This window comes from Vibrio aerogenes, assembly GCF_024346755.1.
GTDB classification, from domain to species: Bacteria; Pseudomonadota; Gammaproteobacteria; order Enterobacterales; family Vibrionaceae; genus Vibrio; species Vibrio aerogenes.
In genome coordinates, this window is the sequence record NZ_AP024862.1 from 1,034,147 (window position 1) to 1,055,073 (window position 20,927).

The 20,927-nt window shown below is 46.9% G+C and carries 14 protein-coding genes; 2 read left to right on the plus strand and 12 right to left on the minus strand.

Annotated features, from left to right (window positions below):
- Positions 1-36: 36 nt before the first annotated feature.
- The 6 genes from OCV29_RS22140 to OCV29_RS22165 form a co-directional block, all read right to left on the minus strand.
- Positions 37-555, minus strand: coding sequence for an Hcp family type VI secretion system effector (locus OCV29_RS22140; RefSeq protein ID WP_073602866.1), 519 nt, complete (start codon positions 553-555; stop codon positions 37-39).
- Positions 556-943: 388 nt separating this feature from the next.
- Complete coding sequence (locus OCV29_RS22145; protein ID WP_073602865.1) at positions 944-4,621, minus strand: AAA family ATPase; 3,678 nt, start codon at positions 4,619-4,621, stop codon at positions 944-946.
- Positions 4,622-4,644: 23 nt separating this feature from the next.
- On the minus strand, positions 4,645-5,874 hold the full coding sequence (locus tag OCV29_RS22150; protein ID WP_073602864.1) for an exonuclease SbcCD subunit D C-terminal domain-containing protein: 1,230 nt from the start codon (positions 5,872-5,874) through the stop codon (positions 4,645-4,647).
- 225 nt (positions 5,875-6,099) lie between these two features.
- Positions 6,100-7,017: a LysR family transcriptional regulator gene (locus OCV29_RS22155; RefSeq protein ID WP_073602863.1), complete on the minus strand. Its 918-nt coding sequence runs from the start codon at positions 7,015-7,017 to the stop codon at positions 6,100-6,102.
- A gap of 158 nt (positions 7,018-7,175) precedes the next feature.
- Complete coding sequence (locus OCV29_RS22160; protein WP_073602862.1) at positions 7,176-8,318, minus strand: mandelate racemase/muconate lactonizing enzyme family protein; 1,143 nt, start codon at positions 8,316-8,318, stop codon at positions 7,176-7,178.
- Positions 8,319-8,350: 32 nt separating this feature from the next.
- The gene (locus OCV29_RS22165; RefSeq protein WP_073602861.1) at positions 8,351-9,622 is read right to left on the minus strand and encodes an SLC13 family permease; all 1,272 of its coding nucleotides are present in this window, start codon (positions 9,620-9,622) and stop codon (positions 8,351-8,353) included.
- Positions 9,623-10,167: 545 nt separating this feature from the next.
- Between OCV29_RS22165 and OCV29_RS22170 the strand changes: the two genes are divergently transcribed.
- Positions 10,168-11,139, plus strand: coding sequence for a transposase (locus OCV29_RS22170; protein WP_073602860.1), 972 nt, complete (start codon positions 10,168-10,170; stop codon positions 11,137-11,139).
- Positions 11,140-11,427: 288 nt separating this feature from the next.
- Here the strand turns inward: OCV29_RS22170 and OCV29_RS22175 are convergent, their stop codons facing one another.
- The 5 genes from OCV29_RS22175 to arsS all read right to left on the minus strand — a co-directional run bounded on the left by OCV29_RS22175 (position 11,428) and on the right by arsS (position 17,270).
- Complete coding sequence (locus OCV29_RS22175) at positions 11,428-12,468, minus strand: methyltransferase domain-containing protein (RefSeq protein WP_073602859.1); 1,041 nt, start codon at positions 12,466-12,468, stop codon at positions 11,428-11,430.
- 134 nt (positions 12,469-12,602) lie between these two features.
- Positions 12,603-13,211, minus strand: a complete 609-nt coding sequence (locus tag OCV29_RS22180; protein ID WP_073602858.1) for a TIGR04282 family arsenosugar biosynthesis glycosyltransferase — start codon at positions 13,209-13,211, stop codon at positions 12,603-12,605.
- Positions 13,208-13,939, minus strand: coding sequence for a TIGR04283 family arsenosugar biosynthesis glycosyltransferase (locus OCV29_RS22185; RefSeq protein ID WP_073602857.1), 732 nt, complete (start codon positions 13,937-13,939; stop codon positions 13,208-13,210). The genes OCV29_RS22180 and OCV29_RS22185 overlap by 4 nt, the downstream gene beginning before the upstream one ends.
- Before the next feature lie 163 nt (positions 13,940-14,102).
- Positions 14,103-16,265 carry an FAD-dependent oxidoreductase gene (locus OCV29_RS22190; protein ID WP_073602855.1) on the minus strand — a complete coding sequence of 721 codons (2,163 nt, stop codon included), beginning with the start codon at positions 16,263-16,265 and terminating at the stop codon, positions 14,103-14,105.
- A 48-nt stretch (positions 16,266-16,313) separates the two neighbouring features.
- Positions 16,314-17,270: an arsenosugar biosynthesis radical SAM (seleno)protein ArsS gene (gene arsS / locus OCV29_RS22195; protein WP_073602854.1), complete on the minus strand. Its 957-nt coding sequence runs from the start codon at positions 17,268-17,270 to the stop codon at positions 16,314-16,316.
- A gap of 571 nt (positions 17,271-17,841) precedes the next feature.
- Between arsS and mtnP the strand changes: the two genes are divergently transcribed.
- Positions 17,842-18,702, plus strand: coding sequence for an S-methyl-5'-thioadenosine phosphorylase (gene mtnP, locus OCV29_RS22200; RefSeq protein ID WP_073602853.1), 861 nt, complete (start codon positions 17,842-17,844; stop codon positions 18,700-18,702).
- Positions 18,703-18,846: 144 nt separating this feature from the next.
- Here mtnP and OCV29_RS22205 read toward each other — a convergent pair whose 3' ends face one another.
- On the minus strand, positions 18,847-20,901 hold the full coding sequence (locus tag OCV29_RS22205) for a TonB-dependent receptor (protein WP_073602852.1): 2,055 nt from the start codon (positions 20,899-20,901) through the stop codon (positions 18,847-18,849).
- Positions 20,902-20,927: the final 26 nt, after the last annotated feature.

Below are 20,927 nucleotides of genomic sequence, written 5' to 3' on the forward strand. Positions count from 1 at the left end.
TCGCCCGCAGAGGCGGGCGATGAAAGAAGAAGCTGATTAAGCTTCGATAGGCTTACGCCAGTCATCAGCACCTGAAGTACCACAGTTGTTGTGATCCCAGGTAATTTTACGGTAAGTCAGAGAAACCGTCACGTTCTGAGTGTAGTCAGAATCTGCTGGGTTTTGACAGTGTGGCATTGCACAATCGATATCAACGATTGTTGCGTTTTCCAGTGTTGTCGTGAAGAAGTTTTCTTGCTTACCTTCGATAGAAGTACGGTACCATTTCAGAGTCACTGAAGGTAGTTTTTCACCAGAAGTCAATGCGTTATACAGAAGCGGAACAGCTTTGTTCAGGTTCACTGTGAACTTGAATGGCTTGTGAACACGTTGACCCGCAGGCTGACCAGACTGAGGATCAGTTGGTACAGTAACGATGTGATCGAACTGTTGAACCAGCATCTCATCTTCGTGACCTTCAACGTATGCATCACCGATAGAATCTGCAGTACAAGCACCTGACGTAATTGAACCCTGAGTTTCGCCTTCAATCGCGATATAACATGGAGTTGGCATTCTGTAATTCCTTACTCTTTTTATATAAATCTAATTAATAAATAAATGTAAACGCATTGCGTTACAGTCACTTATAGAGCAATGGATGTGCCAACTCTGCGTTTCTATAAAAAACAGTAAGTTGAGTTTACAAAATTAATAATACGGGCAAGATCTTGCTCAGAGGCGAGCAAAAAGTTGCCCGGCGAGCAAGATCTTGCCCGGCATATTCATGGCACGGATCACATTTGATACATTCTGTCTTTTTGTGCACCTCAAAAATGACGGTCTTTTTCTATGCACTAAATCACACCAGAAATTTGAAAATATGACGACTGTCCTTGCAACGCTTTTATATCATACAAGTCAACATGACCCAGGTAATTTACGGTGTAAATTGCCTCAAACATTAAGACTGAGAGCGACACCCGGCGCCAGAGATAGTACTTTTGCCACCATTTCCGGGGGAGACCATAATCCGGGTTGATATTCTGTCTTTCAGGGCTGCAATATGAGAAATCACACCAATCAGTTTGCCTTCCTGTTGTAAACCAGCCAGCGTTTCAAGTGCGGTATCCAACGCATCTTCATCCAGCGTGCCAAACCCTTCATCCAGAAACAGAGAATCGACCCGGACGTTATGACTGGCCATACCGGACAGCCCTAATGCCAACGCCAGACTGACAATAAAGCTTTCACCCCCAGAGAGATTTTTCGCTGATCGCACTTCACCTGCCTGATAATTATCAATGACACTTAATTCGAGTGGATTTAACGGATCATGGATCAACAAATAGCGATCGGTCATTTTCTGTAACTGAAGGTTGGCATGACCAATCATCATTTCAAAGGTCAGCCCCTGAGCAAAATTGCGGAATTTTTTACCATCTGCAGAGCCAATCAGTTCATGCAATGTATCCCAGCGCTGACACTCGCGTTGTTGTCCTTCTATCGCTGTTATCTGGGTTTGTTGTTGTTGTCTGAGTTTATCATTGTCCAGCAATTGCTGCCGGATGCCTCCGATCTCCTGCTGAAATTGCTGCTGCTGACTGGCTAAAAGTGCTTCTGCTTTTTTAAGCATTTCAGGCGATTCACTGGTGAGCTGTTTTTTCTCTTCTGTCTCCAGCAATTGTCTTTTCTCGTAAAGCAACGTGTTGAGCCGGGTGTACTGTTCTGCCAGTGCCTGTGATTGCTGCATCAGGCGCTGACGCGCATCCCCGGACAGGCAGGCGTCCAGATACTGCACTTCATCCTCAAACTGCCAGTGGGCAAGCTGCACGATAAGATCCTGTTCCATGTGCGCCAGTTCGGTTTGCTGAGTGTCTTGCGTGCGTTTCAGATCGCTGATCTTTTCTTGTAACTGGTTGAGTGTCTGTCCTGCTAACGCAGATAACTGTCGTTGTTCTTCAAGCCGCTTTTCTGCGGTTTCTGCCATCTGGTGAAGACGTAATTCTTCTTGATCTGCATCTTTGTCCCCAAACAGCTCATTCCGCTGCTGACGGAGTGCTGCCAAAACCCGTTCCATTTCAGCCAGTTTATTCTGCTGTCCGGACAGGCCACTCTCATCATGCTTCAGTTGTGCTTTCTGATGCTGAACCTGAAGCTCAAGACCTGCGATTTCTTGCCGGAGAGCACTATACTGCGCATGTTGCTCCTGCCAGCGCTGGCTTCTTTGCGTTAATTCGGCATCTATGATTGAGAGATTTTCCGGCGTTACCTGAGCCACACCATAAACATCAAGTTCAGTTTGCAGCAGCTGCAACACTTGTTGCTGCTGTTCTTGTAGCTTTGCCGTCTCTCTTTGCAATCGCTCAAGTGTTTCGGCTGAAGTACTTTGTTTCAGCAATAATGTTTGTACCGTCTGGGCGTGATTCAGTGCTTCATGTTTTGTCGTTTCAAGTGCCTGACGCAGATTCATCAGAGTCTGTTCAGCCTCCTCTGCCTGATTCACCCTTCGGAGGACAGACATCTGTTGTTGCTGCACTGATTGCAGGTGTTGCTCAAGCTGCTGCAGACAGTGCTCCTCTTCAGCTGGCTCAATACCACTTTCCCGGTAATAACCGGCTAGCTGCTCTCTGGTTTCCTGAATCACCGCTGTATATTCTGTTTGCCGGCTGGCTATCTGTTCCCGCTCTTTATTAAAACCTGCCAGATGCACCCGCAGATCAGAGACCGCCTGGCGTTGAGTGGCCAGCCTCTGTCTGAGCTGTTCGAGCTGTTGTTGCGTGTCATCAGCCACCGGAATATTTCCCTGCGCATAAGGGTGCGTTTCTGAACCACACAGAGGGCATGGTTCTCCGTCACACAATTGCTGCCGGGCCTGTTCAAGGTCCTCAATGCGGCGAATCAGCGTGAGTTGTGTTTCCAGATAACCGGCTTCTTTCTCCAGTTGCAGCTGATGCGCCTGATACTCTGACAGTGTGGCTTCTGCCACAGAGATATCCTGCATCAAAACCGCATCACGCTGTAATTGGTCATCCCGTTTTTTTTGGGTCAGAGATAAGCTCTCAGCTGCATTCAATGCAGATTCTGTCCTATTCTGCATCTGAATCAGCGCGGTGTGATGATGGCGCCATTCTGAAAGCGTCTGCTCTCCGAGGCAATGATTGAGCGCCACCTGCTGCTGTGCTACCAACTGTTCATCTTGTTGACGTTTTTTTCCGGCGATTTCCTGCTGTTCACATGCCTGTCGCCACTGATGTTGATCATCAGCTAATGTTGATGTCGCCTGTTTGACGGCCTGCTGTTTGGCATGAATTTGTCCGGTCAGTTCTTGCATTTGCTGGAAGCGACTACGCAATCCGGTCAGTTCTGTTGTCAGCTTTTCGTCTGCTTTCATCGATTCCAGTTGAATACTCAAAGCTTCTGACTCTGATATTTTCTGCCGGAGTAAAGCTGCGTTGCGTTGCTGATTCTGTTGTTGTTCAGCGATGACTTTGCTCTGCTCTTTGACGGACCGGCGCAGCTCTTCAGCCGGTGTTGTTTTGGCGGCAATTTGTACATCCAGTTCACGGACTGAACGAAGCAGTGATAGCTGGGTATGTTGCTCCGATTTTACGGCATTATAGTGCTCTTCCGCTGCGGTAAATGCCTTTCCAGCCTGCTGCATAGCCGTGGTACAGCCAGGTAATTCGGTATGGCAAGCTGCCAGTTGTGCATGGTTTTCCTGCAGGGACAGACGCTTTGCTTTCAGTTCAGCGTAAGGTGCTGAAAGCTCAATCGCCCGAAGCGCTGTGTCCAGTTGTTGCTGCTGAGGAAGAAAAGCTTTCCGCTCTGTTTCAAGTTGTTTCTGATCCGCTTCAAGCTGATTGAGTTCCTGACGTAACAGTGTCTGTCCTTCTAACCACTGCATCGCCTGTTGCTTTTGTTGTCTCTGTTTTCCGCATAATGCGTCTTGCGCTGTTTTTTCATCCAGCGCTTCTTTAAGTTGCATTTCCTTTTCCGGTGACAACATCTGCATTCCGGCTAATCCGGACTGGAGCTGCTCCAGCTTTTTTCGCTGCTCCGTGCGGTATTCATGGACCCGCACAGAGATCTGGCTGTAAATACCGGTCCCCGTAATTTGCTCAAGAATCGGAGCACGCTCATCAGGTGCCGCCTGAAGAAACGCAGCGAAACCTCCCTGTGCCAGCAACATCGAACGGGTAAAACGGTCGTAGTCCATACCAGTCAGTTTTTCGATCTGTTCCGCAACTAACTTAAGTTTTGATTCCAGCAAGGTCTGAGTTTTTGCGTCTGAAATCTCATGTTTCGGAGCCTGTAAATCCCCATCCGGCTTTTTTCTTGCCCGGTGCTGACTCCAGTGACAGCAATACTGTCCGGACTGTGTTTCAAACGTGACTTCAGCAAAACACTCACCACACTGGCGGGACATGATTTCATTCATGCCTTTCGTCACCCGGTTCAGTCTGGGTGTCCGGCCATAAAGTGCCAAACAAATTGCATCAAGAATAGTCGTCTTTCCTGCACCAGTTGGGCCGGTAATCGCAAATAAGCCATCAGCGGTAAAAGCAGGATGAGTAAAATCAATCAACCACTCTCCGGCCAGTGAATTTAAATTTTTAAAACGTAACTGAAGGATTCTCATGTCTGTCCCGGTAATATGTTCTGTTACTCAGCCTGAAGGTCATCTTCATCTAAAGATGACAAAATTTCCTGATAAGCAAGCATCAGCGTTTCCTGTTGTTCAACCGGCACATCATGAGCCGATAAACACCGCTCAAACACTTCTTTTGCAGTCAGATCATCAAGCGTTTCTTTTACCTGCGTCTGTCCCAGAATCTGTTCACGGATACGTGGGTTTTTCACCCGCAAAATTTCGATGCAGCTCTCGTCCGTCATCAAATTCAGCCGGGTATTTAAATCGGAAATCACATCGATTCCCGTATAAGTGACCTCCAGCCAGATGTTTTCCTCCTGCTCCTTTAGGATTTCAATCCGTTCAGTGATGGTTGCCAGATCACCTTTGAGTTGTTCAAGTTTCTGGAATACGGGGACAGGCACGGTTTCAACCTGCATTTCACCGGCACTAAATTCGGCCAGACAGACGACTTTTTGCTGTCGGGCTTCGCCGAAGCCCATCGGTAACGGGGACCCTGAGTAACGAATATGAGGATGTCCGCCAACCAGTTGCGGGATATGTAAATGACCCAGTGCGACATAATCAAATACATCCGGAAAGATGGATGCACTGACATGGGCCAGAGAGCCGACATATAACTCTCTCACACCATCACCATCGCTTGTCTGGCCTCCGGCCGCAAATAAATGCCCGGTTGCGATCACCGGAATATCAGCTTTCAACACGACTTTTTGTTGCCGGGCTACCGAGGCAATATCCATATAGTGTTGCCGGATTCCGGACAGTAATTTCTGCTCTTTATCTTCAATCGTTTCTCCGGCTTCAACAGTCCTGATATCCCGGTCGCGCAAATAAGGCACTGCACAAACAATCACCATAGGCTCACCGTGACCGTCTTTCAGGACAATCACTTCATCAGCCGGATCATCGGTCACTGCCCCCACGACATGGACATTCAACACTTCCAACAGCGCTTTGGGGGCATTCAGGAATGATGGCGAATCATGATTACCTGCCACAACGATAACGTGATGGCAGGCAGATGCTGCAATCTGACACAGAAACTGGTAGTAAAGTGTTTGAGCGCGATTATTGGGAGTACTGGTATCAAAGATGTCTCCGGCGACAACCAGCACATCGACCTGTTGCTTTTTGATTGTCTCAATTAACCAACTGAGAAAAGCCTGAAATTCGTCGTAGCGTTTCCTGCCATATAACGCTCGCCCGAGATGCCAGTCAGATGTGTGTAAGATTTTCATTCAAGTGTCTGTCCCGTTAAAAATAAACCAATAAATCTGTCTGTCCCCAATAAACCTGTCTGTCCTGATAAGCGCTGATGAAATACGCAGCATAGATTCCTGTGCCTGTCCTTTTAAGACGTTTTAAGACGCAAAATTATACGAAGGGGGCGAAGGGCGTCTGTCCCCGCAAAATTTCGGTCCCTGCCAAAATTTGCAAAAGCGTCTGTCCCTGCAAAAATCAAATTAAAACAACGAGCGATAGTACTGCGCACAGGTTTCAAATAATCCCTGAGAAAAGTTTTGCAGGCGGTGGTTTTTATGCCAGATAATCACCAGCTCATGATGTTCGGGGCGTTCACCGAAAGATAACGGCACAATTTCATCCTTGTAGCCAGTCACGTGAATCGCAGTATCTAACGTCACCGTCACACCATAATGATTGGACACACTCAACAAAGCCAGTTCAGAAGTTGGCACCTGAATATCCATTGTCGGCGATATTTTTTCTTTATCGAACAGAATGTCCATCAAACGCCTCATCTCCTGATCCTGAAACAGAGCGACAAAATGTTCATCTTTAAAATCCTGAATATCAACCCACGGATAACGGAATCCATCTTTTTTTATGGCTGTCTGAATCAAAGGATGATCTTTCGGAACGCCCAGGACAACCTCAGCAAATGCGAGATGTTCGTACATAAAATCGTCAGAGCGGTTTTTCACCGTAGTAATGGCAAAATCGAGCTGATTTTCTTCCAGCATTTTGATGATCTGAGATGTAGCATGCGCCTTAAGTACAATGTCAATGCCAGGATATTGTGCTTTAAACTGAGGAATGATGTCGGCAATGACTACTTTCGACATCATCAGCTGAAAGCCAAAATAAATAATCCCGCTACGACACGCTGCAATGCTTTTCAACTCCTCATCCATTTTATTTTGCATCTGTGAAATTTTCTTTGCCCACTGGACATAACGCTGGCCTGCATAAGTCAGTACAAACTTCTTACCGACCCGTTCAAACAGGTCAACACCCAGCTCTTTTTCCTTCGAAATAATATATTTACTTAATGCGGAGGAGGTGATTTCCAGTGCAGCAGCGGCTTTGTTTAAATTGCCAAGCTCCGCTACTTCAATAATATAGTTCAGACTTTTAGCCATGTTTGCTTGTCTCTGATGATCACAGATAATTTGCGTATGCTATCAAAGTCCGGGCACATTTGCTTCGTCAAAGACATGATCCCGCAAAAAATAAAAGCCCTGCAACCAAAAGGCTACAGGGCTCAAAGAGACTGATATTCAGCCGTTATATACCGGATTTACCGGTCGTGAACTGATCCGTCAAAAGCATTCATAACAGATAAACTCCGTTGTGCCGGCGGATATTTTTCCGTGATGTCATCAACCAGCTCAATACCGATTCCCGGCGCATCCGGAATGTAAATGTACCCTTCCTCAACTTTTAACGGTGTTTTGGTCATCCCATCTTCAGCACCAGCATGGTAGTAGGAAGGAAATTCCTGAATCAGGAAATTCGGAATACAGGCATCCAGCTGTAAACAAGCTGCTGTAGAAACCGGACCCAACGGATTGTGCGGTGCAATCTGGATGTAGTTTGCTTCAGCAATCGCAGCGATTTTCTTCGCTGCAGAGATTCCGCCAACCACACAAACATCCGGCCGGACAAAATTCGCGGCCTTTTGCTGACAGATGGATTCCATTTCCTGAAGGCTGACAGCCCTTTCTCCTGTCGCAACAGGAATTGAGATGCGACGGGAAACATCCACCATACTTTCCAGACTGTCTGGCGCAATCGGATCTTCTAAAAACAGTGGGCGATATGGTTCAACACCGCGGGCAAAAGCGACCGCCTGTGCCGGAGTCATGCTCCGGTGCACTTCCAGGCATAAATCAAAATCATCACCGACCGCTTCACGGCAAACACGGACCCGATTCACGTAATCCGCAATTTTAACGTTGAAGATATCTTCCTCACGTGTCATTTGGTTCGTTCGCATCGTCCCACAGATCATCAATCGGGCCGCAGTGAACCCCTGAGCTTTCAATGCAAGGCAACCTTGTGCCATTTTTTCCGGGTCAGATTCAAACACAGGCGCATAAGTTCTCACTTTGTTACGGGTTTTTCCGCCCAGCAGTTGATACACCGGTACACCCAAAGACTTACCTAAAATATCCCATAAGGCGATATCAATGGCAGAAATTGCACTCAGAATGACCGAGCCTCTGAAGTACATACTGCGGTACATGTAGTTCCAGTGGTGCTCGATCTGATGTGGGTCTTTACCGATCAAATAATCTTTCAGCTTTTCCAGTGCGCCAGCACAGGCATCCAGATAACCCCATGCGCCCATTTCACCAATCCCCTCAATTCCGGAGTCTGTGGTTACTTTGACAAACAAATACTTCGATGCTGGGATCAATTCAATTTTTTCAATAATCACTTTATATCGTCTCCTGTATATGCTGACGAATATTATTTAAACGGAAATAAAACGGGCAGGAAGAAAATAGAGAACACCGTAATCACAATGACCAGTGGCATCGCGGCTTTCAGGTAATGTTTCAGCTGATAACCACCAGGTCCCATGATAATCGCCTGAGCCGGTGCAGCCATTGGCGTCAGTATGGAAGTACTGCCCGCAATCAAAACACCCATCACTAATGCACGAGGATCAACGCCAATTTTAGCGCCTGCGGCTGATACAAGCGGAATGAAAATCGTCATGGTGGCAAGATTTGACATCAGCTGCGTCATAATCAACGGCACAATGAAAAAGACCGACATGATAAAATAAGGATTGGTTGAATTGCCCAGCATCTGAATCATCAGGTCAGCCACAACATCGCCGGCACCGGTTGATTTCACCGCCGCAGACAGTGGCAAGACACCAGCAAACAAAAAGACCGTCGGTAAATGAATGGAACTCAGAGCTTCTTTTTCATCAAGGATACCGAAGAATACCAGCGAACAAGCCCCTAATGCTGAAATCACAAATAACGACATATGTAGTTCTTTAGCAAACAGCATCGCCCCAATGGTTAAAACAATCAGTGAAATAGCTGTTTTTTCTTTCGCCGGAGAAAGCTTCACACTTTCTTTCTTTTTAATATTGTCCTGGAACTGATCGTTTGGGATGTCCGGCAGTAAACGCCAGCCAATCAGGGATACATAAACCAGAGCAATCAGAAAGAATGGCAGCCTGGCAATTGTGAATGACCAAATCGTAAAAGGTTCTGTGCCGCCGGCTTGCATCATGATGTCACTAAACGCCATGTTGCTTGCTCCCTGCCCCAGAAAGGTCATTCCGGTGACAATATTTGCAACCACCATCGCCGGAAAAAGAATTTTACTGCGGCTGACATCAATTTCATTCGCAATACCAATAATTAACGGCAGCATAATTGCTGCTGCAGCCGTCGCGCTGGTGAGAACCGCCAGCAGTGCAGCCACAAAGCTGGCAATAAATATCAGCATCTTCGGATTATCCCGGTACCTGAGTACCAGTGATTGTGTCCGATCCAGAATACTGGTTTTGGTCAAACCGGCACCAATCACAAACATCGCAACAAACATTGCAACATTCTGATTCACAAAGCCGGATAAAGCCTCAGCGGGGGTGTCGATTTTAGTCAAAATCAGAGAGAGAATAATTCCCATTGAAATCAATGAGAAAGAAACTCTTCCTGACATAAATGCCACAATGGTGAGCACTAAAATTGTGATCGTTATTGTTAATGGTGACATAGGATAATAGCTCCTGTTACACGTCGTTTTTTATGTTGAATTGTTCAAAAATGTTTTTAGCACCTCAGTGAATAGTGATTTTTCACTATGCATCTTCAGTCAACCAGAAAACTTTATCAACTTTAAAGTAAAAATATTTTGATTTAATCAACCAAAAAGTAAACATTTGAGGTTGGTAGAATTTTTTTTTGAAAAATGAGGGCTATGTAACTTTTTGAAAGGTCATTTTATTTTTAATCATCTGGATGAATACGGTTTTACGGCAATTTTATGGGGACATTTTACGGGGACAGACCTTTCAAATTTTAATCATTGACAGGACGCATTTTGGAAGGACAGACATACTTAAGGGAGGACACACCGCTTTGTTGGGGCGCTTTTGGGGACAGACATCCTAAGCCTTTCGACACCAGCTCATTCTTGACTGACATTCATTACATCTGATTCACCATGGCACATCGCAAATTAGCAACACCATCCTTTATTTACGGTTTTGACAAATTCATGATGAGCCATACCGATGACAATAAAGATTAAGAAAAACAATGACACTCCCACGTTCTCAACAAGTTGATCTGGCGATTACCCCCTATTATCACTGCGTGTCCCGCTGTGTACGGCGATCATTTCTTTGCGGAGTCGATCCGGTCTCCGGACGGAGCTATGCACACCGGAAAGACTGGGTCGAAAACCGGATTCATCAGCTGGCTCACATCTTCTGCATCGACATCTGCGCCTATGCGGTGATGAGTAATCACTATCATCTCGTTGTCCACATCAATCAGGAAAAAGCTGAAAAACTCTCGGATATTCAAGTCATTGAGCGCTGGACAAAAATTCACTGTCTTCCTGAATTAGTTTTCCGCTATATGAAAGGATTTCTCCGCTCACGGGCAGAAATAAATACATGTAAAAAGATAATTCATCTCTGGCGCACACGGTTGTATTCCCTCAGCTGGCTGATGAAAGAGCTGAATTTTGAGATTGCACTTCAGGCGAATAAAGAAGACAGATGTTCCGGACATTTCTGGGAAGGCCGCTTCAAATCTCAGGCGCTGTTGGATGAAAAAGCACTGCTGGCAGCTATGACTTATACTGACCTGAATCCAGTCCGGGCTCAACAGGCTGAAACACCGGAAGAGTCTGAATACACATCGATTAAGAAACGGATTGATTCACTGACAAATTCTCAGCCAACACCGGCAGGATTATGGCCATTTACCGGACATGCCAATAGAGAAACCGCCAATAGAGAAACCGATGGTATTCCATTTCGCCTTATAGATTATATGGAATGGGTGGACTGGGTTGGCAGACAAATGCGGGAAAGCAAATCAGGAAGCATTCCTGCCTACCTGCCAGCAATCATTGACCGGCTTTCTCTCAACCTGACAGATACACTCAAAGCCTGCACACAACTTGAGAAAAAACACTGTTTATGGATCGGGACACCTGAGCAACTCCTGTCGGTAAAAAACTATTTCCACAAACAACGTATTTACGGGATAAACATATAGACTCAGATACTATCATGTAAAAAATAGAGCCTGTAACATATCATTGCATACCCGTTCACATTCAGAGCACACTCCCTTTACTTTTTCTATAAAATGATGGCTATAAATACATCCGCCTGTAAAGACGCAGCTATGGTTATGGTCTTGCAGAAATACCTGAATATGTCTGTCCTTATTACTGCCTGATGTATCTGCTGCCAGCCCTTATCACTGCCATAATACTGATGCCTGTCCTTCCACTAATGTCTGTCCCAGAAACACTAGTCCCAGAAACAGAAACACAGTGACCTAACAGCATCCTCCTTCATCCATATCTCTCCCGCTTGTATCAAACGGCATGAACGAACCACACCCGGCAAATAAGCCATAATGCTGGCTGAAATCCCCCAGGAACGTAAAATGCTCATAAAAACGGGTATCATGCAGCATATACCAGGTATTGCCACATACCGGAAACACTTTTCCTGCCTCTATCCTGTGATGTTTATCAAGTTCAAAATAATGAGGATGATGAGGCACTGTTCCCTGATAGATCACTGCCTGACCATAATCCTCACAAGATGTTTCCAAACCATCCAGATTAAATAACCGGTATGTCGCCGAGTAAAAACGAATATTACCCGTACGGGCTGCCAGCGCAGGCACTGTAACTTCAAGCGGACGATCAGTCACAAGCCTTGGATCAGTAAAACCAGAAGTAAGTGCCAAACGATGAAAATCATTCCAGTACAATGCCCCACCGAGACATTCACCATAGATAACCGGGTCATGACGAACATCATCCGGTACACGCCGATCGGCATACACATCAGAGAAATAAAATTCTCCTCCCGGTTTGAGCAGATGTTTTACGCCTTCCAGTACCGAGGCTTTGTCCGGTGACAGATTCACAACACAATTAGACACTATGACATCGAATGAACCAGCTTCCAGAGGGAGATCTCTTAACCTTTCGATATATCCCCTGACAAAACGAACATTGTCAAAACCAAATGTATCCGCATGCCATTTCTGATGTGATTGAGCAACTGTCAACTGTTCTTCTGTCATATCAACGCCAATAACTTCGCCTTCCGGTCCAACCATCTGAGCAAGTGCATACACATCACGACCGGATCCACAACCAAGGTCCAATACCCTGCAACCAGACAAAAGCGTAGGGCAAACAAGCCCACAACCATAATAACGGGACAGAACCTCCGGGTGAATGTTTGACAACAAGGGTTTTAACCACTCAGGAACAGCAGTGACATCACAACAAGCCGTCGTTTTCAAATCAGCTGAGCTCTGTAACTGTTTTCCATAATAATCCTGAACTATGTCATGCATTGATTTTTCTCCGTTTATGTTGAATTTACATCTGAATCACTGAGTCAAGAACTGCCTGTCCTTTTATCCCCGATCTGTCCTTTTATGACGTTTATGACAACCTTTGGGTGCCTGTCCCCACAAAACACGTTCGATCAATCCCAATCCGAAGGCAACCACTGTAAATCAGCTGGCTCATCAATATCGTGTAGCTCTGGCAAAATTTTTAAGCTTCTCCCGGCGGCAAGAATCCGCTGAATCGTCAGTTCAGCAACCTGACTGGTACTCCAGGGCATATCGGTAAATACCGATGGCAAATACTGTTTTAACCCCAACAATGCATAACCACCATCACTCACCGGAACTAAACAAGCGTCATCATCAGTCAAAGCCAGGGCTGCATCACGTAAAACCGAAGCCGTTAACCCCGGGCAGTCAGTCCCCATAAGCAAAACAGCTTCCTGTTGACCAGTGACTCTCTGTGCCACAGCAGCCAGCCGCTCCCCTAAATCACCGTCAGGTTGTTGGGACCATTGCACGCAACCGGGAACATTTAAGCCATCCCAAACCGGATCAGCTACCGACGGCGAAACATAAAGTTCGACCGGCCCCGTATCAGCAGCAACTGCTTCATTAACACTGTGTTGCAATAACTTCAGTGCCAGTTTCGCTGCGCCATCTTTACCCAACGCCGGGGCCAAACGGGTTTTTGCCAGTCCTGGTAATGGTGCTTTAGCTACCAAAATAATCCGGACAGAATTCATCGATACTCCTCCGCCAATTGTTCAGCCGATACACCTCTCCAGTACGCCCACCTGAGACGCCACATCAGCCAGATCGTCCGCCAGATTCCCCGTTTCTGCCAGCGACGTCCTGAAGTGGTTGCTTTGGTATGCAGGCAACACGGGCGACTTTGTGATAGCAGACGTTTCGATATTTCGATATCTTCCATCAAAGGTTGCTCCGGAAATCCGCCGATGGTCCAAAAAGCTTCCCGATCGACAAAGATGGTCTGATCACCAGTTGCTATCCCTGTCAGACAGGAACGAAAATTCATCAACAGAGCCACAACACGGAGCATCCACGCCTCTCCCGTCAGCCGGACATCAAACCGGCCCCACTTTCTGTGTCTGAGACCTTTTATCATCATTTGATCCGCCAATAGCGGAAGGCGGGTATCAGCGTGCAAAAAAACCAGAATGCGCCCGTTAGCTGTTGCAGCACCAACATTCATCTGCTTTGCCCTGCCTCTTTCGCTTTGAATAACCCGTAACCCTTCTGATTGAGCTAAAAAAACGGAGCTATCATTGCTGCCGCCATCAACCAGCAAAACCTCATGTCCATGTGACTGCCAAACCTTCAGGTGCGAGATCAAATCCGGCAACTGTTGGACTTCATTCAGCATTGGCACAATAAAAGACAACAGCGGCTGGGTGAGATTGAAATCAGCTTGCCTGTCATCTTGTCTTTTTGATGTACTAACTTTTTTCATCTTATTCCCGGATACTTATTTGTGACGTCTGTCCCCGTAAGCCGCGTTTTTTGTGTCTGTCCTTAAAACTTTATCCTCACCACAACCTTTTGCCTGTCCCCGCAACTTTGTCTTACTTTGGGTGCCTGTCCCCACAAAAACACCGTAAAACAGATAAAACAAATCACGATTCAGTACAGCCACGCCGCCAGCCATGATATTTCTCCAGCAAGGCAAGAATCCGCTCCGGTGCATGTGCCCGCTTCCATTCTCCGGCAGCATATTTATTTGCTTCGGCCCAGGTCGGGTAAGCGTGAATCGTGCCCAAAATCTTGTTTAAACCAAGCCCATGCTTCATCGCCAGCACGAATTCCGCCATTAGCTCCCCACTATGCTCCCCAGCAATGGTCACACCCAAAATCTGGTCTTTACCCGGCTCAGTCAACACCTTCAGGAATCCACACCGCTCACTTTCCGTAATTGCGCGATCCAGGTCATCCAACCCAAAACAAGTCACTTCATAAGCAATGCCTCTTTCGCCAGCTTCCTGCTCATTCAACCCGACCCGGGCAACTTCAGGCTCAACAAAAGTCGTCCACGGAATCACCCGGTAATCCACTTTGAATTTTTTCCACTGACCAAACAGCGCATTCACCGCTGCATACCAGGCCTGATGAGCCGCCGTATGGGTAAACTGATAAGGACCAGCAACATCACCGGCAGCAAAGATGTTCGGATACAGTGTTTCCAGATAATCATTGGTCACAATCGTTTTGTTGGTTTCAATTCCCAACGCTTCCAGCCCGAACCCCTCTAACCGGGCAACTCTGCCAACCGCACAAAGTAATTCGTCAAACTCAATCGCTTTCTCCCCATGACCAGTACTGACAATCAACCGCTTCGTATCGCCGTTATTTTCACAGCGTAAGGCCTGATGTCCGGTTAATAACGAGACACCATCCGCTTTCAGTGATGCCGCGACCAGTGCCGATACATCTTCATCCTCACGAACCATCACCCGTGGCGCCATTTCAACCATTGTCACCTGAGAACCCAGCCGGGCAAAGCTCTGTGCCAGCTCACAGCCAATTGGCCCGCCGCCTAACACCACTAAGCGCGCCGGTGCCTGGTCCCGCTCAGCAAAAACATCCCATAAAGTGTCACTGGTGACATAGCCGGATTCTTGAATACCGGGCAATGGTGGCACAAATGGACGGGCTCCGGTTGCAAGGACAGTCGCGCGGCTGGTCAGTCTCTGCACTTCTCCGTCATGTCGCTTAATTTCAACTGTCCATGGGTCAACCAGCTGTGCATACCCTTCAATAACTTCCACACCCAGTTGAGTGTAACGTTCAATACTGTCATGAGGTTCGACAGTCCGTATCACCTCTTGAATCCGTGCCATCACCCGGCGAAAAGAAAAAGACGATTCCCCATTTTCCAGTCCGTAGCGTTCCGCATGACGTATCTGCTGAGCCACTTTTGCACTTTTAATCAAGGCCTTGCTGGGCACACAACCATAGTTGAGGCAATCCCCACCCATTTTGTGTGCTTCAACCAGGGTCACTTTTGCTTTCACCGCTGCCGCGATATAAGCGGTGACTAATCCGCCGGCACCGGCACCAATGACAATCAAATTTCGGTCAAACGTTTTTGGCTTCGGATAGCTGGCATACACCCGGCGGGCATGAATCATCGCCAATACTTTTTTGGCTATTAAGGGGAAAATGCCTAACAACGCAAAAGACAGCAGCAGCGCCGGAGACAAAATGCCAGAGAGACTGTCCAGTTGGGCCAACTGCGTACCAGCATTGACATAGACAATCGTCCCGGCAAACATCCCGACCTGACTGACCCAGTAGAAAGTCAGCGCCCGGATCGGCGTTAGCCCCATCAACAGATTAATCAGAAAAAACGGAAACACAGGAACCAAACGCAAGGTAAACAGATAAAATGCCCCATCTTTTTTAATCCCGTCATTCATTGGCTTCATTCGCATGCCAAAACGGCGCTGAACAAAATCATGTAACAGGTAACGGGAAACCAGAAATGCCAGTGTCGCACCGATAGTACTGGCAAAGGACACAATCACCGTCCCCCAAACCAGACCAAACAATGCACCAGCAGCAAGTGTCATTACTGCTGCGCCGGGCAATGACAACGCTGTTACCAACACATAAATCAGAAAAAAAACGCCACTCACAAACAAAGGCTGTGCTGCCCGCAATGATTCAAATTCATTTAAACCATGCTTCATACCCTCCAGTGTTAACAGCTGATTGAGGTCAAAATAAAAAAAACCAGCGACCAGAGCAGCAATCAAAACCAGTAGTAATCCTTTTTTCATTACGTTTCCCCGTGGGTAAAAATTATTTGTTCAGCCGGAAAACAAGCATTAATCCAGAGCCCCACCACAACTGCTTCCCTGCCCGGCAGTGCAACCAAAACAATGATCAGCGACACAGACAGGCGCACCGTTAGGGTCCGTCGTCAATAAATCCCGCAAATGCTTTCGATGGCGTCCGGACATCGCCAGCCCCAGTTGCTGGTTAAAGTCGCAGTCATACAAATAACCCTGCCAGTCCACACTCACCAGCGAACGACACATCAAATTCGCCAGATTATCTTCCTGATAATTGTTTTTCAGCAATTGCATATAATCATCAAACTGCCCTCTGGCCACCAGAGAAGAGCCAAAGCGTTTGATCGGCATATTGGTCAGGGCGTAAAGCTGATTGAATTCAATATCGAAATGGGTACGAAGCTCGCGTTTATAATCGGCCTCCAACACCTCCTGATTTGGAGGAAGGGCCGGTCCCTGAGGGTTATAAACCAGATTCAGAATCAAACCACTGTCAGGCTGGCCATATCCCAGCGCATTTAACTGCTGCAAACCTGCAATACTTTTATCGAATACCCCTTTGCCCCGCTGCTTATCAACATTTTCAAGCGAATAACACGGCAGGGAAGCCACAATTTCAACCTGATGCTGTGCCAGAAAATCAGCCAGTCCGTCTTGCCCCGGCTCAAACAAAATTGTCAGATTGCAGCGGTCCATCACATGCACACCCGCCTCCCTTGCCTGACGAACCAGTTTCCGGAATCCCGGATGTAACTCAGGTGCTCCGCCGGTTAAATCAAGTGTCTGAATTTTCCGGGCAGATAAAACTGACAAAACCATCGCCAGCGTTTCTTCTGTCATCATTTCGGTCCGGTTCGGTCCTGCATTGACATGGCAATGCCGACAAGTCTGATTACATTTGTAACCCAGATTCACCTGCAAAGTATCCAGCAGTTTACGCTGAATCGCTGGAAAATCGGTCACTTCCAGCAGGGGTAACATGGCTCTCATAATGAACTCCGCTTTCAAACAAAATCATCCGGTTTATCTTTCGTCGCAGCGACCTCCGGAATTCTTACAGCAAAACAGAAAATTAATTGCACCGTCTGTCCCTTTAGACGCTTCAGAGACAGATAAATGCGTCAGATAAATGCGTCTGTCCCTGCAAGTCCTCCTGCAAGGCCGGTTCGTTTAAACGTTCAAACACGTCTGTCCCCACAAGAAAAGACTTCTTTCTTCCGCCAATAAGAAAATACAGGCTGTACACATAGTTTGGTTCAAAAAAGCTATGTTGCCACTTTCATAGCAATGATGCGCTTCCCTTTTGTCCGATAAAGATGATAAAGATGTCTGTCCCCGTAAGTAGTAAATGCGTCTGTCCCCGTAAGGGGTAAGTAAGAAACCCTGCGTAAAAACGCATAAGAATATCGTATTGGCACATATGAGCATCCACACTTACACTCAAACAAGTACACTCAGGGTGCAGGAATCAGGTCACAAGTATTTTTTGCAGTTCAACTGTAATTCAATGCCTTCCGGTGACGACTAACCCGTAGTGACAGGTAACAGAGGACAAGAACTGATGACTCAAATAAAAATCGGCATGATTGGCGGAAGCGGGCTATATGAGATGAAAGGGCTGGAAGACACAACGGAACACGCTCTGGATACGCCATATGGCACGCCTTCTGATAAAATATTAACCGGTACACTTGCTGGCGTGCCCGTCGCATTTCTGGCCCGGCATGGCCGTGGCCACCGCCTATTGCCGGGAGAAGTGCCGTACCGTGCCAATATTCATGCGCTAAAGCAGCTTGGCGTCAAATATCTGCTGTCTTTTTCCGCGGTCGGCTCATTGCAAGAAGAAATGGCACCGCTGGATCTGGTCATTCCCGACCAGTATATCGACATGACAAAAAAAAGAGCCAGTACATTTTTTGGCGATGGTATCGTTGCACATGTTTCAATGGCGCAACCGGTGTGTCCGGGCCTGGCCGGATTACTGAGTCAGGCTGTCAAACAAGCAGCACCAGAAGCCGCACTACATCAAGGTGGCACTTATTTATGCATTGAAGGACCACAGTTTTCCAGTCTGGCTGAATCAAACTGGTATCGCTCAATGAATGCCAGTGTGATTGGGATGACGAATATGCCGGAGGCAAAACTGGCGCTTGAAGCGCAAATGGCTTATGCCTCTCTGGCGATGGTGACGGACTATGATTGCTGGCACCCGCGGGAAGCAAATGTCACCACAGAGCTTGCCATTGCCAATCTGATGAAAAACGCCGAACGTGCCCAGACTATCGCAGCAAGAGTGATAGCGTTGATTCAAACCAATATGCCGGAATCCGCGGCACACTCCGTGCTGAATCATTCACTGGTTACACCACCGGAAACAATGAATCCGGAGCAAAGGCAGTTGGTTGAGTTGCTGATGGCATAGCGGACTGAATGACATCGTCGGTTTTGGCTCAGATAACGTTTATGTCTCAACCAGTAAATATTAATATTGTCATTTCCTGCATATTTTCAAAAAAGCCCCGGCAGTGATTGCCGGGGCTCCTCCGGTAAAACGATCAACTGAAAATTACATCCGGTAAGTCAGATTCAGACCAATCGTCTGAGTTTGTCCGACCGATGCTCTGGTACTCTGTTTCATGTAGATAATATCTTCGTCAGTCAGATTCGTCACATAACCATCAATGGTCAGATCACCCCAGATGTACTGGATCTGAGCATTCACGGTCACATAATCATCCACTTTGAGATCCGCTGTATTTTCCAGATCAGAATAAGCGCTACCAACGTACACAACATCACTGCCAAATGAGAAATTATCTGAGACATAGTGAGTAAATCCGGCAGATAGGTTACTGTGCGGCGCATTCGGTAGTTCATTACCCGCCATGGACACATCATCATGATCCACTTTCGAGCGCATCAAACCAATGGAACTGCGAAGCTGGAGTGAATCAGTTGCCCACAGACTGCCTTCCAGTTCAACCCCATAAGTATGTGAATCTTCAATGTTATCAATATAAGCTGACTGTACGAATGCCTGATAGCCGGAATAGTCGTTATAGAACAGGCTGACATTCAGGTCTGCATCATCAAAACTGGTTTTCAGGCCAGCTTCATAAGCGATAACCGTTTCTTCATCGTAATCATAGTAAGCAAAGGTATCCCAGTTCACAGAGGCACTACCTGCGTTATAGCCCTTACGTACCGATGCACTGGCAACCATGTTGTCAGTCAGGTCATAAACAATGCCGGCTTTTGGCAGGAAAATATCCTTGCTGGTATCTTGCGCATAATCATCATCACGCCATGAAAAAGCAAGTGACCGATCGATTTTTTCATTTTCAAACCGCATCCCACCGATCAGCTTTAACTCAGGCAGCACTGCATAAGTGCCCTCGCCATAGAGTGCAGAAGTCGTCACTTCATTCGGGCCACCAAATGATGAGCCAATTTGCAGATCGGTTTTTTCTCTGGACCAGAATAACCCGGCAACCCCTGAAAAAGCAGCATCATCAGACTGATATAACAACCGGTTCTCAAACACCATATGATCTTTATCTGAAGTCACCACCATACTGTTCGGATACTGTTCAAATTCAACATCCGTTACCAGATAACTGAAGTGGAATGCATTGGTCAGTCCCTGTGTCAGTGCGTAATCGATATCGGTTGCGACAGATGCGACATCAGAATCCTGCAGGCGGATGTTTTCCCGGTCAGCAAGGCTTAGTGTCATGGTATGTGAGGTGTATCCCGTCTCACTGTCGTTGGCCCAGTTAAGATATTCACCTTTGTAGACCTGACGGGTCAGCGTCAGTTTGGCTTTCAGATCCGGCAAAGCCGACGGTTCCCAGAGAAACTTCATCCGTGCATTGATATTTTTTGCATCATCGACGTCCGGCCCGTTATCCAGTTCAGTGGCGGTCTGCTTATAATTCATCCAGCCTTCACCTTTTCGGCCATCCAGTGCCAGACGAAATGCCAGTTCATCATCAATCAAAGGCCCGGAAACCATCAACGCCAGATTATTTTTCACATTATCATTTTTATAATGCTCCATCCCCATCCGCAGTGCACTTTCCCACGTATAAGTCGGATCATTGGTTGATAAAACCAGCGCACCACCGATGGCATTTGTGCCCTGAGTCGTCGACTGGGGACCACGCAGGACTTCAACCTGACTGACATCCCAGAGTTTACTCGGCGTAAAACTATAGCCAGACCAGGACTGAGTCACACCATCCACAATCGTTGAAATCCGTGCCCGTGAGCCACTGTAAAATGCATAGCCACCCAATGCAGCGCCTGTCCCGCTGATGCCACGGATGCTGATCGCCCCAAAACCACCGCTGACGACATTTGGTATCCGCGTCGCCAGATCATTGGCGCTGGTCTCGCGGCCATTTTCAAACTCATCGGCAGAAATCACGGAAACCGCTGAAGAGGTATCGTTAATGTTCTTGTTGATTTTTTCTCCAACAACAGTAATCACTGACGACTTCGAATTCGCAGGAGATTCAGCAAAAACAATTGCCGGTGCACACAGACCAACATGTCCTAAAACAGCAGCAATACTCAGATTTAAATACTTTTTTCTTGTTGATAGTTTAACAGGCGTCATCCTATATCCTTTATAGCGTTCAATGT

Bases quoted from the DNA above. Each gene is read 5' to 3' on its own strand.
- OCV29_RS22140 (WP_073602866.1), bottom strand. From the start codon at position 555: ATGCCAACTCCATGTTATATCGCGATTGAAGGCGAAACTCAGGGTTCA.
- OCV29_RS22145 (WP_073602865.1), bottom strand. From the start codon at position 4,621: ATGAGAATCCTTCAGTTACGTTTTAAAAATTTAAATTCACTGGCCGGA.
- OCV29_RS22150 (WP_073602864.1), bottom strand. From the start codon at position 5,874: ATGAAAATCTTACACACATCTGACTGGCATCTCGGGCGAGCGTTATAT.
- OCV29_RS22155 (WP_073602863.1), bottom strand. From the start codon at position 7,017: ATGGCTAAAAGTCTGAACTATATTATTGAAGTAGCGGAGCTTGGCAAT.
- OCV29_RS22165 (WP_073602861.1), bottom strand. From the start codon at position 9,622: ATGTCACCATTAACAATAACGATCACAATTTTAGTGCTCACCATTGTG.
- OCV29_RS22170 (WP_073602860.1), top strand. From the start codon at position 10,168: ATGACACTCCCACGTTCTCAACAAGTTGATCTGGCGATTACCCCCTAT.
- OCV29_RS22175 (WP_073602859.1), bottom strand. From the start codon at position 12,468: ATGCATGACATAGTTCAGGATTATTATGGAAAACAGTTACAGAGCTCA.
- OCV29_RS22180 (WP_073602858.1), bottom strand. From the start codon at position 13,211: ATGAATTCTGTCCGGATTATTTTGGTAGCTAAAGCACCATTACCAGGA.
- OCV29_RS22185 (WP_073602857.1), bottom strand. From the start codon at position 13,939: ATGAAAAAAGTTAGTACATCAAAAAGACAAGATGACAGGCAAGCTGAT.
- OCV29_RS22190 (WP_073602855.1), bottom strand. From the start codon at position 16,265: ATGAAAAAAGGATTACTACTGGTTTTGATTGCTGCTCTGGTCGCTGGT.
- arsS (WP_073602854.1), bottom strand. From the start codon at position 17,270: ATGAGAGCCATGTTACCCCTGCTGGAAGTGACCGATTTTCCAGCGATT.
- mtnP (WP_073602853.1), top strand. From the start codon at position 17,842: ATGACTCAAATAAAAATCGGCATGATTGGCGGAAGCGGGCTATATGAG.
- OCV29_RS22205 (WP_073602852.1), bottom strand. From the start codon at position 20,901: ATGACGCCTGTTAAACTATCAACAAGAAAAAAGTATTTAAATCTGAGT.